Source organism: Paraburkholderia kururiensis, from assembly GCF_034424375.1.
GTDB classification, from domain to species: Bacteria; Pseudomonadota; Gammaproteobacteria; order Burkholderiales; family Burkholderiaceae; genus Paraburkholderia; species Paraburkholderia kururiensis_A.
Genome location: NZ_CP139965.1, coordinates 3,042,175 through 3,057,287, shown reverse-complemented (window position 1 = coordinate 3,057,287; position 15,113 = coordinate 3,042,175). Strand labels below are relative to the sequence as shown.

The 15,113-nt window shown below is 63.7% G+C and carries 15 protein-coding genes; 8 read left to right on the top strand and 7 right to left on the bottom strand.

What is annotated here, in order from left to right:
* The first annotated feature begins 121 nt into the window (after positions 1-121).
* A complete protein-coding gene (locus U0042_RS13560) occupies positions 122-520 on the top strand; it encodes a hypothetical protein (protein ID WP_157977800.1) in 399 nt (132 codons plus the stop codon).
* A gap of 11 nt (positions 521-531) precedes the next feature.
* Here U0042_RS13560 and U0042_RS13555 read toward each other — a convergent pair whose 3' ends face one another.
* A complete protein-coding gene (locus tag U0042_RS13555; RefSeq protein WP_114810333.1) occupies positions 532-1,377 on the bottom strand; it encodes a 23S rRNA (adenine(2030)-N(6))-methyltransferase RlmJ in 846 nt (281 codons plus the stop codon).
* 214 nt (positions 1,378-1,591) lie between these two features.
* Positions 1,592-2,563: a potassium channel beta subunit family protein gene (locus tag U0042_RS13550; protein WP_114810334.1), complete on the bottom strand. Its 972-nt coding sequence runs from the start codon at positions 2,561-2,563 to the stop codon at positions 1,592-1,594.
* 195 nt (positions 2,564-2,758) lie between these two features.
* On the opposite strand from U0042_RS13550, the gene U0042_RS13545 reads away from it, so the two are divergent.
* Both U0042_RS13545 and U0042_RS13540 read left to right on the top strand, forming a co-directional pair.
* Complete coding sequence (locus U0042_RS13545) at positions 2,759-3,556, top strand: 3-hydroxybutyrate dehydrogenase (protein ID WP_114810335.1); 798 nt, start codon at positions 2,759-2,761, stop codon at positions 3,554-3,556.
* Positions 3,557-3,573: 17 nt separating this feature from the next.
* Positions 3,574-4,812, top strand: coding sequence for a DUF3734 domain-containing protein (locus tag U0042_RS13540; protein WP_114810336.1), 1,239 nt, complete (start codon positions 3,574-3,576; stop codon positions 4,810-4,812).
* A 119-nt stretch (positions 4,813-4,931) separates the two neighbouring features.
* Here the strand turns inward: U0042_RS13540 and U0042_RS13535 are convergent, their stop codons facing one another.
* Positions 4,932-6,131, bottom strand: a complete 1,200-nt coding sequence (locus U0042_RS13535) for an amino acid aminotransferase (protein WP_114810337.1) — start codon at positions 6,129-6,131, stop codon at positions 4,932-4,934.
* Between the two features lie 428 nt (positions 6,132-6,559).
* On the opposite strand from U0042_RS13535, the gene uvrB reads away from it, so the two are divergent.
* The 5 genes from uvrB (at position 6,560) to U0042_RS13510 (ending at position 12,182) form a co-directional block, all read left to right on the top strand.
* Complete coding sequence (gene uvrB, locus U0042_RS13530; RefSeq protein ID WP_114810338.1) at positions 6,560-8,653, top strand: excinuclease ABC subunit UvrB; 2,094 nt, start codon at positions 6,560-6,562, stop codon at positions 8,651-8,653.
* Between the two features lie 252 nt (positions 8,654-8,905).
* Complete coding sequence (locus tag U0042_RS13525) at positions 8,906-9,463, top strand: iron transporter (protein ID WP_114810339.1); 558 nt, start codon at positions 8,906-8,908, stop codon at positions 9,461-9,463.
* Positions 9,464-9,552: 89 nt separating this feature from the next.
* Complete coding sequence (locus U0042_RS13520; protein ID WP_114810340.1) at positions 9,553-9,885, top strand: cupredoxin domain-containing protein; 333 nt, start codon at positions 9,553-9,555, stop codon at positions 9,883-9,885.
* Positions 9,886-9,921: 36 nt separating this feature from the next.
* Entirely contained in the window at positions 9,922-10,764 is an 843-nt protein-coding gene (locus U0042_RS13515; protein WP_114810341.1) for an FTR1 family iron permease, read from the top strand.
* Complete coding sequence (locus U0042_RS13510) at positions 10,761-12,182, top strand: 4Fe-4S binding protein (protein ID WP_114810342.1); 1,422 nt, start codon at positions 10,761-10,763, stop codon at positions 12,180-12,182. Before U0042_RS13515 ends, U0042_RS13510 begins: the two co-directional genes overlap by 4 nt.
* A 384-nt stretch (positions 12,183-12,566) precedes the next feature.
* Here the strand turns inward: U0042_RS13510 and hemP are convergent, their stop codons facing one another.
* The 4 genes from hemP to U0042_RS13490 form a co-directional block, all read right to left on the bottom strand.
* Positions 12,567-12,827, bottom strand: a complete 261-nt coding sequence (hemP, locus tag U0042_RS13505; RefSeq protein ID WP_114810343.1) for a hemin uptake protein HemP — start codon at positions 12,825-12,827, stop codon at positions 12,567-12,569.
* A gap of 304 nt (positions 12,828-13,131) precedes the next feature.
* A complete protein-coding gene (locus tag U0042_RS13500; protein WP_114810344.1) occupies positions 13,132-13,614 on the bottom strand; it encodes an SRPBCC family protein in 483 nt (160 codons plus the stop codon).
* 87 nt (positions 13,615-13,701) lie between these two features.
* The gene (locus tag U0042_RS13495; protein ID WP_114810345.1) at positions 13,702-14,100 is read right to left on the bottom strand and encodes an OsmC family protein; all 399 of its coding nucleotides are present in this window, start codon (positions 14,098-14,100) and stop codon (positions 13,702-13,704) included.
* Positions 14,101-14,195: 95 nt separating this feature from the next.
* The gene (locus U0042_RS13490; RefSeq protein WP_114810346.1) at positions 14,196-15,068 is read right to left on the bottom strand and encodes a pirin family protein; all 873 of its coding nucleotides are present in this window, start codon (positions 15,066-15,068) and stop codon (positions 14,196-14,198) included.
* Positions 15,069-15,113 lie beyond the last annotated feature (45 nt).

Here is a 15,113-nt window from a genome sequence, read left to right as displayed (position 1 = left end):
TAAGGTAAAGCGTTTCTTGCGCGGGCTGCAGTACCGGACCCATGTCGGGTTGCGTTGGAGTTGTTGCCGGCCCGTGCGTCATCCTTTTCACAACAACGATTTCGCCGAACGGGGGCTGTTCATGGCCGCACTTCGTTATCTACGCGTCGCTGCGTGGTCGATCTTGCCGACGGTGGGGATGTTCTCGACCTTCGTCTCGTCCGCTGCGCAGGCTGCCTCGGGCGGGCAGCCGCTGATTCTGGATACTCAGCGCGGCATTAGTGATGGCCAGAGCGGCACGGTGCTGCAAACGGCGCCGCTCGTGAAGGCGCCCATCGTGGCGCCGCAGCCCATTGCGGAACCGGCGCAACTTGCGCCTTCCGGTCAGTCCATTCCGTTGTACGTGGCGCCCTACATCTCCGTGGGCGGGCCACAGCAGCAGACAGTCGCGCCGGGGGCCACGACTCCGGCAACTCCCACGCATCCGTCTCACCCGGTGCACATCCAGCCGGGGCCGCCTCGCATCGTGCCGCAACAGTAGACGTGCCGCGCCTAGTCCATCCGGTGTTCGAGTTTGAACTGGGCGTTGTCGTCCTGCCCCAAGGCTTTGACCAGCCACGGCAGCGTCTCCTTCATCGCGGCCGCGAGCGTATAGGGCGGGTTCAGGACGAACATGCCGCTGCCGTACAGGCCGAAGCCGTCTTCCGGCGGCCGGCTCACAGTGAGCGTGGCATGCAGCCAGTTGGTGCTCTGTAGCTGCTTGAGCTGTTCGGGAAAGCGTTGCGATTCGGGCCGCGTGACCTGTGGGTACCAGATCGCATAGGTGCCGGTGGCGAAGCGTTTCAGGCATTCTTCGACGCAATTCAGCGTGCGCGCGTAGTCGCGCTTGTCTTCGAACGACGGGTCCACCAGCACGAGCGCCCGGCGCGGCGGCGGAGGCAGCAGCGCCTTGATGCCTTCGAAGCCATCTCCCGCAAACATCATCACGCGACGGCCCGCTTCGCGAAAGTTATGGCGCAGTACTTCGATTTCGGTGCTGTGCAGTTCGAACAGACGCATGCGGTCCTGTTCGCGCATCAGGCGCCACGCGAGGTACGGCGAGCCGGGGTAATAGCGCAGCTCGCCGTCCGCATTGAGCGCGGCCACTTCGTTGATGTAATCGGCCAGCGCTTGCGGTAGATCGCGCCGGTTCCACAGTTTCGCGATGCCGCTTTCGTACTCGCCTGTCTTCGTCGCGTAGCCTTCCTGCAGCGAATACGCGCCGGCACCGGCGTGTGTGTCGATATACCAATAGGCCTTGTCCTTTTTGCCGAGGTAGCGCAGCAACTGCACGACAACGGTGTGCTTGAGGACGTCGGCGTGATTGCCGGCGTGAAAAGCGTGGCGGTAGCTGAGCATGATGAGCGGACGACGATGTGATGCGGCGAAATGAAGCAGCGAAATGAGACGACGGAATGCGGCGAGGACGAGGACGCAGGAGGTGCGGCAGCGGCGCTATGCACGCACATGCACAGGACAGGTGGCGACATGCATAGGCGACGCTCGCGTATTGTACGCGAGCGTCGCTCCTAGCCTGCCTCTGTTCGCGTTGTAGCGCGTGGACGCTGCGTGGTCAGTCGTATGCGTCGCCTACGATTGCCTCGATGTTCTGCTTGATCTCGGGCGTGATTTTCGCCGCGATTTCCTGTGCCTTCATGTTCTCGGCGATCTGCTCGATGCGGGACGCGCCCGTGATGACCGTGCTCACGTTTGGATTCTTCAATATCCACGCGATAGCCAGTTGCCCGATCGTGCATCCCAGTTCATTCGCAACGGTGCCGAGTTTCCCGACGATCGCATTCTTCTCTGCGTCGATGAGGCGTTCGCGCAGCCAGTCGTAACCCTGCAGTTGCGCGCGACTGCCTTGTGGCACGCCTTCGCGGTACTTGCCTGTCAGAAGACCTGAAGCGAGCGGGCTCCACGTGGTCAATCCCAGTCCGATATCCTCGTAAAGCCGGCGATATTCGTCTTCCACGCGCCTGCGGTGAAAGAGGTTGTATTGCGGCTGTTCCATGACAGGCTTGTGAAGATGATGGCGTTCGGCAATCTCCCAGGCACAGCGGATCTCTTCTGCGCTCCACTCAGACGTTCCCCAGTACAGCGCCTTGCCGCGCGTGATCATGTCGCTCATGGCCCACACCGTTTCCTCAATTGGCGTGTTCGGGTCCGGGCGATGGCAAAACACGAGGTCGACGTAATCGAGCTGCAACCGCGCAAGCGAACCGTCGATGGCGTTGAGCAGATATTTGCGATTGAGCGTGTGGTACTGGTTCGGTGCTTCCTGCAGCCCCCAGAAAAATTTCGTGGACACCACGTAGCTCACACGCGGCCAGCCGAGTTCCTTCAGCGCGTGCCCCATGATCTCTTCGGACTTGCCGCCTGCGTAAACTTCGGCGTTGTCGAAGAAGTTGACACCCGCGTCGCGCGCAGCGGCGAGCGATTCCCGTGCAGCGCGGCGGTCCACCTGGTTGCCGTAGGTGACCCAGGAGCCAATGGACAATTCGCTGACCTGCAGGCCGGAGCGGCCGAGCCTTCGATAGTTCATGAATTCCTCCGTGGAAAAACGTTGGCGCAACCGGCAGCTTAGTCCCGTCCGGATTTATTCGCCGTGTGCCCTGCTTCATGCACAATAGCGTGGTTGGCCGCGGCGCAGTATCTTCCGTCTGGCATAGGCCATCCGGACGAGTTTGCGCCACCCGCGCGCCGTGGTGTCATTTCATCTACTGCATGGAGGTGCTGGATGTCTACAGTGAATACGAGGCTCGACGGCAAGGTCGCGGTTGTCACCGGCGCGGCGAGCGGAATCGGCAAACAGATCGCGCTTTCCTTTGCCCAGGCAGGGGCGGCCGTCGCCATTGCCGACCTGAATCCGGAAGGCGCGAACGCGGTGGCGGAAGAGATTCGCGCCGCAGGCGGCAAGGCACTTGGCGTTGCGATGGACGTCACGAACGAAGACGCCGTGAATCAGGGCATCGACAAGGTCGCCGCCGAGTTCGGGTCGGTGGACATCCTCGTTTCGAACGCCGGCATCCAGATCGTCAATCCGATTGAAAACTACGCGTACGCGGACTGGAAGAAAATGCAGGCCATTCACGTGGACGGCGCGTTCCTTACGACGAAGGCCGCACTCAAGCACATGTACAAGGACGATCGTGGCGGTGTGGTCATCTACATGGGCTCAGTGCACTCGCACGAGGCGTCGCCGCTCAAGTCCGCATACGTTGCCGCCAAGCACGCGTTGCTGGGCCTCGCGCGCGTGCTCGCCAAGGAGGGCGCAAAGCATAACGTGCGCTCGCACGTCGTGTGTCCGGGCTTCGTGCGCACGCCGCTCGTGGACAAGCAGATTCCCGAGCAGGCGAAAGAGCTCGGCATCAGCGAAGAGGAAGTGATCAAGCGCGTCATGCTGGGCGGTACGGTAGACGGCGTGTTCACGACCGTCGACGACGTCGCTCAAATGACGCTCTTCCTCGCCGCCTATCCCACGGCGGCGCTGACGGGGCAGTCGTTTATCGTCAGCCACGGCTGGTACATGCAATAACGGCACGGAGTGCGGCCATGGCGCAACCGAAGGTAAAACGGGCCCGGGCCGGCACGGCTGGCGATGGCGCCGGCGAGCGTGCCGGCGCCGCGTCGCAGGTTCGGGCGGAAGGCCCCGTCAAGCTGCCGCCCTATGAGTGCATCGCGTTGATGCTGCAAGGCGGCGGGGCGCTAGGCGCCTATCAGGCGGGGGTCTTTCAGGGGCTGGACGAGGCGGGCGTTGTGCCGAACTGGCTGTGCGGCATTTCGATCGGCGCACTCAATACCGCCATCATCGCGGGTAATGAGCCGGGGCATCGCGTCGAGCGTTTGCGCCAGTTCTGGGAAACCATTTGCCAACCCGCATTCGGGCCGCCGCTGCCGCCTTTCCTCGAGCACGCGCTCTTCAATTCCGGCGACGTGTTGCGCAAGACATTCACGGCGATGCAGGCGGTCGGGGCCGTCGTGGAAGGGCAGAAAGGTTTCTTCGTGCCGCGGTTCCCGCCGCCCATGCCAGCCGGCTCCGGCGCGCCGCAGGCAGCCAGCTACTACGACACTGCGCCGCTGAAGGCGACGCTCGAGCGCCTGTGCGATTTCGATCGTATCAACTCGGGCGAGATTCGCGTGTCGGTCGGCGCGGTGAATGTCGCCACTGGCAACTTCGCGTATTTCGACAATCGCCACCAGCATCTCAAGGCCGAGCACTTCATGGCGTCCGGCGCGCTGCCACCTGGCTTTGCGGCTGTGGAAATCGACGGCGAGTACTACTGGGACGGCGGCCTTATGTCGAACACGCCGCTCTACGAGGTCATCCAGACCACGCCGCGCCACGATACGCTCGCATTCCAGGTGGACCTGTGGAGCGCGCGCGGCCCCGTGCCCGACAACATCACGGACGTGCAAGGGCGCGTGAAGGACATCCAGTACTCGAGCCGCACGCGTCTTGTCACCGACATGATGCAGCGTTCGCAACGCTTCCGGCACGTGCTACGCGAAGTGCTCGAGCGCGTCTCGCCGGATGAGCGCGACGATCCCTGGTGCCAGCTCGCAGACGAGCTTTCGTGCTCGAAGAAGTACAACGTGTTCCATCTGATCTACCGCCAGAAGGAATACGAGGGGCACTACAAGGACTACCAGTTCGGACTGTCCACCATGCGCGCGCATTGGGAAAGCGGTTTGCAGGACATTCGCGCGTCGCTTGCCCAGCCCGGCTGGCTCGACATGCCGGACAACGACGCGGGGTTTGTCACGCACGACATCCATCGCGATCTGCGCTAAGCGGCGCAGAAACGAAAACGGCGCTCCACGATGGAGCGCCGTCAGGCGTGCGGTAGAAGCAAAGCGATACGCCGCAGCAAAGCCGACGACGTCCGCAGCCGTATCACCGGCTCTTGCAATTACTTCAACACTTGCGCGATCGCATTGGCCACTACGTCGAGATTGCGCGTGTTGAGCGCGGCCACACAGATGCGACCCGTGCTCACGGCGTAGATGCCGAACTCTTCGCGCAGACGGTCCACCTGTGCCGCCGTCAGGCCCGAGTACGAGAACATGCCGCGCTGGGCATTGACGAAGCTGAAGTCGCGCTGCACGCCCGCTGCCTTCAGGCGTTCCACCAGACCGTTACGCATGGCGCGGATACGGTCGCGCATTTCGCCGAGTTCGGCTTCCCACGTCGCGCGCAGTTCCGGCGAGCCGAGCACGGCCGCCACGATGGAGCCGCCGTGCGTCGGCGGATTCGAGTAGTTCGTGCGAATCACGCGCTTCAGCTGCGAGAGTACGCGAGCGGCTTCTTCCTTGCTGCCCGTCACGATCAACAGTGCGCCGACGCGTTCGCCATAGAGCGAGAACGACTTCGAGAACGACGACGAGACGAACACGTTCAGCTCCGCCGCCGCGAAGAGGCGCACGGCCGCTGCGTCGGCATCGATGCCGTCGCCGAAACCCTGGTACGCGATGTCGAGGAACGGCACCAGTTCGCGTGCCTTCACGACTTCGACGATCTGCTGCCACTGCGCCGTGTTCAGGTCGACACCGGTCGGGTTGTGGCAGCACGCGTGCAGCACGACGATCGTGCCGGCCGGGTAGCTGTTGAGCGCCGCCAGCATGCCTTCGAAGTTCACGCCGTGGGTAGCTGCGTCGTAGTACGGATAGGCGACCACCTCGAAGCCGGCGCCCTCGAACAGCGCGCGGTGGTTTTCCCAGCTCGGGTCGCTGATCGCCACCTTCGCTGTGGGGTTCAGGCGCTTGAGGAAGTCCGCGCCAATTTTCAGCGCGCCCGTGCCGCCCAGGGCCTGGGCCGTCACGACGCGGCCGGCCGCGATCAGCGGCGAATCGTTGCCGAGCAGCAGCTTTTGCACGGAAGCGTCATAGGCCGCAATGCCTTCGATGGGCAGATAGCCACGCGGCAGCGCTGCTTCCACACGCGCCTTCTCCGCTTCGCGCACGGCACGAAGCAGCGGAATCTTGCCTTCTTCGTTCGTGTAGACGCCGACGCCGAGGTTCACCTTGGTGGTACGGGTGTCGGCGTTGTAGGCCTCGTTCAGGCCGAGGATAGGGTCGCGCGGGGCAAGTTCGACAGCGGAAAAGAGGGACATGATGGTTCGACAGTAGTCAAGGAAGGAATGCGGGTGTCGTGGGCGGCGGCGAGCCAAAGGCTTGCTGGCCCGGCGCCTCGCCCGGAGCGGGGCGATACGCCGCGGCCACGGACAGAAGTCGGGCACATCGGCGCGCGCAACGCGACATTGTAACGAATCCGGGCGTCGTTTTTGACCGGGAAGCGGCGTTTTTGCCCACAAAGGCGGCACGCGGGACGACTTCGCCGCCATCGTCGGTGTCCGCTGCTGTCGGTACAAGCGAGGACGCGGACGCTCTCCTCACCACCATTCGCCCGGCCCGCAATCCGCTCCCGACTGGCACGCGAAATCCCGCTGCTATGGCGAAGAGTTCGCCAGATCCGGCCCCCGCCCGTCCTTTTGCAAAACGCTAGAATAGTCGTTTGCTTGCGGCTGAGGATCCTGCTCCCATGTCCGAACACCATCTGGCCGAAGTCGACGGCACGCTTGACGAATCGAAGTTCGTCTCTTTCGAAGGTTCTCCTTTTCAGCTGTACCAGCCGTATCCGCCCGCCGGCGACCAGCCGGATGCGATCAACACGCTCGTGGAAGGCGTCGAGGACGGTCTGGCATTCCAGACACTGCTGGGCGTGACGGGCTCCGGCAAGACGTTCACGATGGCCAACACGATTGCGCGGCTGGGGCGTCCCGCGATCGTGTTCGCGCCCAACAAGACGCTCGCGGCGCAGCTCTATTCGGAGTTCCGCGAGTTCTTTCCGCGCAACGCCGTCGAGTACTTCGTCTCGTACTACGACTACTACCAGCCGGAAGCCTATGTGCCGCAGCGCGACCTGTTCATCGAAAAGGACTCGTCGATCAACGAGCATATCGAGCAGATGCGCCTGTCGGCCACGAAGAGCCTGATGGAGCGTCGCGACGTGGTGATCGTCGCGACGGTGTCGGCCATTTACGGTATCGGCAATCCGACCGAGTACCACCAGATGATTCTCACGCTGCGCACGGGCGACAAGCTCGGCCAGCGCGACATCATCGCGCGGCTGATCGCGATGCAGTACAACCGCAACGAGGCCGACTTCCAGCGCGGCACGTTCCGCGTGCGCGGCGACACCATCGACATCTTCCCGGCTGAACACGCCGAGATGGCGCTGCGCGTCGAGCTCTTCGACGACGAGGTCGAAACGCTGCAACTGTTCGATCCGCTCACGGGCCGCGTGCGGCAGAAGATCGTGCGCTTCACGGTGTATCCGTCGTCGCACTACGTGACGCCGCGCGAAACGGTGCTGCGCGCCGTGGAGACGATCAAGGCCGAACTACGCGAGCGGCTCGAATTCTTCAACCGCGACGGCAAGCTCGTGGAGGCGCAGCGGCTCGAACAGCGCACCCGCTTCGATCTGGAGATGCTCCAGGAACTAGGCTTCTGCAAGGGCATCGAGAACTACTCGCGGCACTTTTCCGGCGCGGCGCCGGGCGAGCCGCCTCCCACGCTCGTCGATTACCTGCCGCCGGATGCGCTGATGCTGCTCGACGAGTCGCACGTGCTGATCGGCCAGCTGAACGGGATGTACAACGGCGACCGCGCGCGCAAGGAGAACCTCGTCGATTACGGGTTCCGGCTGCCGTCCGCGCTGGACAACCGGCCGCTCAAGTTCGCCGAGTTCGAGCGCAAGATGCGCCAGGTGATTTTCGTCTCCGCGACGCCCGCCGACTACGAACAGAAGAAGGCGGGCCAGGTGGCCGAGCAGGTGGTGCGGCCCACGGGCCTTGTCGATCCGCAGATCGAGGTGCGGCCGGCGTCGACCCAGGTGGACGACGTACTCTCCGAGATCAACGAACGCGTGAAGGCCGGCGACCGCGTGCTCGTCACGACGCTCACGAAGCGCATGGCCGAGCAGCTCACCGAGTTCCTCACGGACCACGGCGTCAAGGTGCGCTACCTGCACAGCGACATCGACACGGTGGAGCGCGTCGAGATCATCCGCGACCTGCGGCTCGGCACGTTCGACGTGCTGGTCGGCATCAACCTGCTGCGCGAAGGGTTGGACATACCGGAAGTCTCGCTGGTGGCCATTCTCGACGCCGACAAGGAAGGCTTTCTGCGCGCGGAGCGCTCGCTGATCCAGACCATCGGTCGCGCGGCGCGCAACGTGAACGGCAAGGCGATCCTGTACGCGGACCGCATCACCGACTCCATGCGTCGTGCCATCGATGAAACCGAGCGGCGGCGCGCGAAGCAGATCGCGTACAACGAGCGCATGGGCATCACGCCGCGCGGCGTGGTGAAGCGCATCAAGGACATCATCGACGGCGTTTACAACGCCGACGAGGCGCGTGCCGAACTGCGCGAGGAGCAGGAGCGCGCGCGCTTCGAAGACATGTCCGAGAAGCAGATCGCGAAGGAAATCAAGCGCATCGAGAAGCAGATGATGGAGTACGCGAAGAATCTCGAGTTCGAAAAGGCTGCTCAGGCGCGCGACCAGCTCGCGCTGCTGCGGCAGCGCGTGTTCGGCGCGAATGTCGGCGATCACGTGGCCGGAGCGGGTTGAGCCTCGACCCGAGCGAGTCGAGCCGCCGGCTGCCCGCGGCCTCTGTCGCATCTTCTCCATAATGCCGGCCGCCGCCGCGCCGAAAACGGCCGGCGGCTTGCTGGAAACCCTCCTGCCGTAAGGCTTTCATGACATTTCGATTTGTTGATGGCTGGGAACGGTGATACACTCGCGCATGTATTGAGAATTGTTCGCATTAGCGTTCGTTGTCTCAGCCTCACGAAGGCGGGTTCATAAAAACAAGGAGTTTCGATGCAGGTCTCATTTTTTGTGCGCGGCGGTGTCGCCGTTGCGGCAGCGGCTGCCCTTGCAACCGCCGTCACGGCCCAGGCGGCTGAATACCCGATCGGCAAGCAGCAGATTCAGGGCGGCATGGAAATCGGTGCGGTCTATCTGCAGCCGATCACGATGGAACCGGAAGGCATGATGCGCAAGGCGTCGGATTCGGACGTCCATCTGGAAGCCGACATTCATGCCGTGAAGAACAACCCGATCGGTTTTGCAGAAGGCGACTGGATGCCGTACCTGCAGGTGCGCTACGAGCTCACGAAACCCGGCTCGGCCTACGCGCAGAAGGGCGACCTGATGCCGATGGTGGCGAGCGACGGTCCGCACTATGGCGACAACGTCAAGCTGGCGGGCCCGGGCAAGTACCACCTGACGATCTACGTCGAACCGCCGATGCAGACCGGTCACATGGCGTTCGGTCGCCACGTCGACAAGGAAACGGGTGTCGGCCCGTGGTTCAAGCCTTTCACGCTCCAGTACGACTTCACGTACGCGGGCATCGGGAAGAAGGGCGGTTACTGATTGAATGGCAGCATCCGGGCGAGTTCGCTTAACCGCGGCTTCGCCCGGCAAGAGTCGTTCGCGCGTCACGCTTTGCTCAGGAAGAGTCGATGGGAATCAACAGAAAGATCGTTTGGGTCGCGCTGGCGGCAATGATGGCGGGCACCGCCCATGCCGAAGACCTGCCCACCTTCAAGCTCGAAATGGCGGACGGCAAGCTGAACCCCGCGCGCATTGAAGTGCCGGCCGGCAAGCGCATCAAGATCGAGGTGCGCAATACGGGCAAGGGCGCCGCCGAATTCGAAAGCGTGCAGCTGCGCAAAGAGAAGGTGCTGGCGCCCGGCGCCGATTCGTTCGTCGTGATCGCGCCGCTGTCACCCGGCGAATACAAGTTTTTCGACGACTTTCATCAGCAGGCGCAGGGTGTGATCGTCGCGAAGTAGTTGCGACCGCAGGAAGCAAGCAGCAGGAGAATTTCGATGGGTCAGATTCTGTTTGTCGTATGGCGGGAGAGCGTGGAAGCGCTGCTCGTCGTTGGCATCCTCTACGCGTGGCTGAAGAACGGCGACGAAGACGCGCAGCGCGGCATCCCGTATCTGTGGACGGGCGTCGGCCTGGGTGTGCTCGCGGCCGTGGCGCTCGGCGCGGCGCTCGTGGGCTTCACGGAGGTGCTCTCCGGCGACGCGCAGGACTATTTCCAGACCGCGATGGTGCTCATCGCCTGCGTGCTGATCGTGCAGATGGTGCTCTGGATGAAGAAGCACGGCCGCACGCTCAAACGCGACATGGAGCAGTCCCTGGCACTTAGCGCGCGCGATTCGAACTGGTGGGGCGTCGCGGCGCTCGTGGCGCTCGCTATCGCGCGCGAAGGCAGCGAGACGGTGATCTTTCTGTACGGCATCGGCTTCGGGCAGTCGGGTCACGTGGACGCGAGCCAGATTCTCGCGGTCGTGATCGGGCTCGCGCTGGCGTTCCTCACGTTCTATCTGCTGCAACTGGGCGGCAAGGTGTTCTCGTGGCGCCACTTCTTCCGCGTCACGGAGATCATGCTGCTGTTCCTCGGCGCGGGCCTGTTCCAGACCGGCGTCGACAAGCTCATCGACAAGGAATTGCTGCCCACGCTCGTGGATCAGGTCTGGAATACCTCCGCGCTGCTCGACGATTCGAGCACCTTCGGTTCGCTCGTTGCCACGCTGACCGGTTATCGCGCGCATCCGGCGTTGATGAATCTGATCGCGTACGCCGTCTACTGGGGCGTGGTGTGGCTGCTCGTGCGCCGCGCCAGCCGTCAACCGCTTCAGGCGGCGGGACGGCCGGCATGAGCTGCGTTCCTGCCGGCACGGCGCGCCGCGATCGCGGCGGCCGGCTTGCGGCCGTCGGACACTGGATGCAGCGCCACGGCGCGGTGATTCGCGGCATCCAGTGGGTCGTCGTGGCGGTCTACGCCTTCCTCATTCTCGTGCCGGCGTTCACGCCGCTCCCCGACGACACGGCGCATCTGTGGAACAACCTCACGCTCGCGGCGCAATTCGTCTTCTGGGGCATCTGGTGGCCGTTCGTGCTGCTCTCGATGGTGCTGCTCGGCCGCGTCTGGTGCGGCGTGCTGTGCCCGGAAGGCGCGCTCTCAGAATTCGCGAGCCGTTTCGGCCGCGGCCGTGCCATTCCGCACTGGATGCGCTGGGGCGGTTGGCCGTTCGTCGCCTTCGGGCTCACTACCATCTACGGGCAAATGGTGAGCGTCTACCAGTATCCGAAAGCCGTGCTGCTCGTGCTGGGCGGATCGACGGTGGGCGCCATGGTGATCGGTGTGCTCTACGGACGCGAGAAGCGCGTCTGGTGCAAGTACCTGTGCCCGGTCAACGGCGTGTTCTCGCTGCTCGCACGCCTCGCGCCGTTTCACTACAAGGTCGACGAAGACGCGTGGCGCCGCTCGTACAAGGCCGGCGAGCACGGCCACCGCGTGATTCCCGTGAATTGCGCACCGCTCGTGCCGCTGCGCAACATGAAGGGCGCCGCGGCGTGCCACATGTGCGGCCGTTGCAGCGGGCACCGCGACGCGATCGAGTTGACGTGGCGTTCGCCTTCGAGCGAAATCGTGCAACTCGGCGACCGGCAGGCGAGCGCGTGGGATACGGCGCTCGTGCTGTACGGTCTGCTCGGCATTGCGATTGGCGCGTTTCACTGGACGGCATCGACGTGGTTCGTCGATCTCAAGCAGTTCATTGCGACATGGCTGGTTGATCGCGACATCACGTGGCCGCTCGAAACCAACGCGCCGTGGTTCCTGTTCACGCATTACCCCGAGCAGAACGACGTGTTCTCGTGGCTCGACGGCACGATGGTGATCGGATACATCCTCGCGACGGGGATGGTCTACGGCACGGCGCTGCTTGCGTTGCTGTCGGGCGGCACGCGCATGCTCGGGCGCTTCCAGGCCCGGCGTCTTCACCACTTCGTGCAGGCGCTGATTCCGCTTGCGGGCGCCGGCGTGTTTCTCGGTCTTTCGGCAACGACGCTTTCGCTTTTGCGCGCCGAGCACGTGCCGCTCTGGTGGGCGTCGGATTTGCGTATCGCGATACTTGCCGTTTCCAACGCATGGAGCGCGTGGCTCGCCTGGCTCGTGACACGCCGCTACAGCGCGAAGCTCTGGCAGCGGGGCGCGGCGATGCTGTGGTTCGTCGCGGCGCTCGCCGTCGTGGACAGCGCGTGGTGGCTCATGTTCTGGGGCTGGGCGCGGTGATGGGCTGCCGGCGTAGTTCGAGCCCAGCCTCGCTTTGCTGAGGTGAGCTGAGGTTCCGGAACCGCATCGATCAGCCTCGAACACTCTTGCCGGAGCACGAATACGCGAAGAACGTGGTGTCGGCGAGGTCTGGAAAAACCGCAGGAGGCGTGCCGCTTCCTGCGGTTTTTTGTCGATCAAATGTTTGCCGCAATGTCGAACCGCCGAGCGTCTTGATGGCTCGACGGTGGCGCAGAGGGAACCAAAAAAGCGGCCTGGCTGGCTGCGACGGCTAGTGTGTGTTTGCGCGAAGGGGTCTGGTATCCGTGCAAAACCGTCGTGACTGGCTAATGCCTAACACCTCTCGAGGAGGTGGTCCCCACAATACCCGGTGCTATCTCGCGTCTATTTCGTGAGAATGAGTTTGCCGAGACGCGTGGCGCGCAGCTGATACGTCTCACCGTTGTGCGTGATGCTGACGTGGCTGCGTCCCTGCAATAGCGTCTCGCTGCTGACGGTGCGTTCGGCCGCGGCGGTGCGGCCTTTCACTTCAGCCGTGTTGGGCGCTGCTGTCGTGACGGCCTTCTGGCGGTCCCCGACGAGCGCGCCCGCCGTGATGGTGGGACGGCGCGAGCCGGTGGTGGAAGAGCGCGTCATGTCGTTCATTGCGTCACCGCTTGTCGATTCGTTGGAGTTGATTCTAAATGATAACGGTTCGCATTTACTAGTCTAATGAATTGATCGAAAGCGAATATTGATAGGTGCGGTTCATCGTCGGGCTGCCGCGTGATCAGTCGCGGCGCGAACAATGAGCAGGCACGGCGAAGAGGAGAGGTGACGCTAAGAAGCGGGCCGAACGACAGATCGTGGGAAAGGAGCGCAGCCCACAGCGCGGATGCGCCGTCGCCGTAGCGAGCGTCCACGCCAACGCTCACCTGTATGGGGCCGGGCAGGCCGGTATCGCTCGGCCTCAGTGCACCGAGTCCGGCTCGCCGCCGCCCAGCATGTATTGGCGGATCAGCCGTACCGTATCGATGTCCGATTCGCGATACGCCGACTTCACGATCTCTTCGGTCTGCCGCGAATCCGCGTCGAGCGCGGCGGGGAGGGTGGTGCGGTACTCGAAGCGCAGGAAGAGTTGCAGTTCGTCGGGCTGCTCGATGCTCATGGTGAGCGAGCCGCCTACGTGCGCTTCCGTGGCGAGGATGTCGTAGCGAACGCTCTCGTTGGGCATGAGCGTGACACGGTCGCGCACCGTGGCGTGCCCGTAATGCAGCTCGCGCTCTATCGTGCTTTCGGTGCGCGACAAAATCGTGCAACTGTCGAGGCCGAGCACGAACAGCTGCGGTTGTTCGGCGCGCAGCACCAGACCGTTCCACAACTGCTCGCGCGTCATCGTATCGACGAACGGGTTCAGTGGGTCGTTTACCTGGATCAGATGTTCGAAGTTCAAAACTGCGTTTTCCTCTAAAGACGCCCGGCGTAAAACGGGTTCATGCTCATGCGGGGCCTGCGGCCTGATCATGCGCCGTCACTGGGCTCAAGCCGCGGCGAGTCCCGTACGGATCGTGATCGGCCGGGTGAGCACCTTGTGCACGGGGCACGCATTGGCGATCTGCAACAGCCGTTCCCGCTGCTCGTCGGACAGATTGCCTTCAAGCACGATCTGCCGGTCGATTGTCGAGCCGCCGTCGCCGGTTTCGAGCGACAGCTTGACGCGCACGTTTTCAAGCGGCCAGCCCTTGCGCTCGGCATACATCTTCAATGTGATCGACGTGCAGGCACCGAGGCTCGACAGCAGGAGCGCGAAAGGCGTCGGGCCGCGGTCGCCGCCGCTTGCCGATGCGGGTTCATCGGCGAGCCACGTGTGTGTGCCGTCGTCGAAGAAAACCTGAAAGGGCTGCGGGCCGGTGTGGGCGGTGACTACGGTGTCTGCCATGCGCGTTTCCTTGGAACGATGACGGGGCGCGCCGCGGGCGCGGCGAGCCCCTATTGTGACGGAAAGTCGTGCAGGTTGCGGCGAGGGCGCTGCGCTCAGTGCGCGATCTGTCCCATGCGGCCGGCCTGGTAATCGAACACTGCCTGACGGATCTCGTCTTCGGTGTTCATCACGAAGGGGCCGTAGCGCACCACCGGCTCGTTGAGCGGCGCGCCGCCGATCAACAGCACGTCGAGCGGTTCGTTGCCCGCGGCGAACGTTACCGTGTCGCCATCGTTGCCGAAGATCACCATCTGCTGCGCGCCGATCTCCTGGCCCGCGGCGCCGTAGTGTCCCGTGCCCGAAAGCGCGTAGGCGAAGACGCGAAACTCGCGCGGCACCGGCTGTTCGATGCGCGCGCCCGGCGCCAACGTGTAGTGCTGGTACAGGATCGGCGTGCGCGTTTCGATGGCGGCCTTCACGCCGAGCGCTTCGCCTGCGATTACGCGCACGCGCACTTTGCCGTCCGCGGAGGTCGCCGCGGGGATGCGCTCCGACGGAATCTCCTGGTAACGGGGCGGGACCATCTTGTCCGCGCGAGGCAGGTTCACCCAGAGCTGCAACCCATGCACACGACCGCCGCGGCGCGTGAATGCTTCACCTGGCATCTCGCTGTGCACGACGCCTGCGCCGGCGGTCATCCATTGCACGTCGCCGGGCCGCAGTGTGCCCGAGTGGCCGGCCGAGTCCTTGTGGCTGAATTCGCCCTCCAGCATGTACGTCACGGTCTCGAAACCGCGATGCGGATGGTCCGGCGCGCCGCGCGCTTCGCCCGGTGCGTAGTCGACCGGTCCCATCTCATCGAGCAGCAGGAAAGGGTCGAAGTCCATCAACATGCGCGTGGGAAACGGACGGTGGACGATGAAGCCGCCGCCCTCGGTCGTGCGAACGGCTGGATGCGTACGTTCGATCGTACGTGTCGTGGTCATCGATATGTCACCTCAAAAAAGGGGAATAGCGTTATTTCTGAAACA

Excerpts from the sequence above, each read along its gene's own strand:
- U0042_RS13545 (WP_114810335.1), top strand. The coding sequence starts at position 2,759 with ATGTCTACAGTGAATACGAGGCTCGACGGCAAGGTCGCGGTTGTCACC.
- U0042_RS13515 (WP_114810341.1), top strand. The coding sequence starts at position 9,922 with ATGGGTCAGATTCTGTTTGTCGTATGGCGGGAGAGCGTGGAAGCGCTG.
- U0042_RS13540 (WP_114810336.1), top strand. The coding sequence starts at position 3,574 with ATGGCGCAACCGAAGGTAAAACGGGCCCGGGCCGGCACGGCTGGCGAT.
- U0042_RS13520 (WP_114810340.1), top strand. The coding sequence starts at position 9,553 with ATGGGAATCAACAGAAAGATCGTTTGGGTCGCGCTGGCGGCAATGATG.
- uvrB (WP_114810338.1), top strand. The coding sequence starts at position 6,560 with ATGTCCGAACACCATCTGGCCGAAGTCGACGGCACGCTTGACGAATCG.
- U0042_RS13555 (WP_114810333.1), bottom strand. The coding sequence starts at position 1,377 with ATGCTCAGCTACCGCCACGCTTTTCACGCCGGCAATCACGCCGACGTC.
- U0042_RS13490 (WP_114810346.1), bottom strand. The coding sequence starts at position 15,068 with ATGACCACGACACGTACGATCGAACGTACGCATCCAGCCGTTCGCACG.
- U0042_RS13535 (WP_114810337.1), bottom strand. The coding sequence starts at position 6,131 with ATGTCCCTCTTTTCCGCTGTCGAACTTGCCCCGCGCGACCCTATCCTC.
- U0042_RS13510 (WP_114810342.1), top strand. The coding sequence starts at position 10,761 with ATGAGCTGCGTTCCTGCCGGCACGGCGCGCCGCGATCGCGGCGGCCGG.
- U0042_RS13550 (WP_114810334.1), bottom strand. The coding sequence starts at position 2,563 with ATGAACTATCGAAGGCTCGGCCGCTCCGGCCTGCAGGTCAGCGAATTG.
- U0042_RS13525 (WP_114810339.1), top strand. The coding sequence starts at position 8,906 with ATGCAGGTCTCATTTTTTGTGCGCGGCGGTGTCGCCGTTGCGGCAGCG.
- U0042_RS13495 (WP_114810345.1), bottom strand. The coding sequence starts at position 14,100 with ATGGCAGACACCGTAGTCACCGCCCACACCGGCCCGCAGCCCTTTCAG.
- hemP (WP_114810343.1), bottom strand. The coding sequence starts at position 12,827 with ATGAACGACATGACGCGCTCTTCCACCACCGGCTCGCGCCGTCCCACC.
- U0042_RS13560 (WP_157977800.1), top strand. The coding sequence starts at position 122 with ATGGCCGCACTTCGTTATCTACGCGTCGCTGCGTGGTCGATCTTGCCG.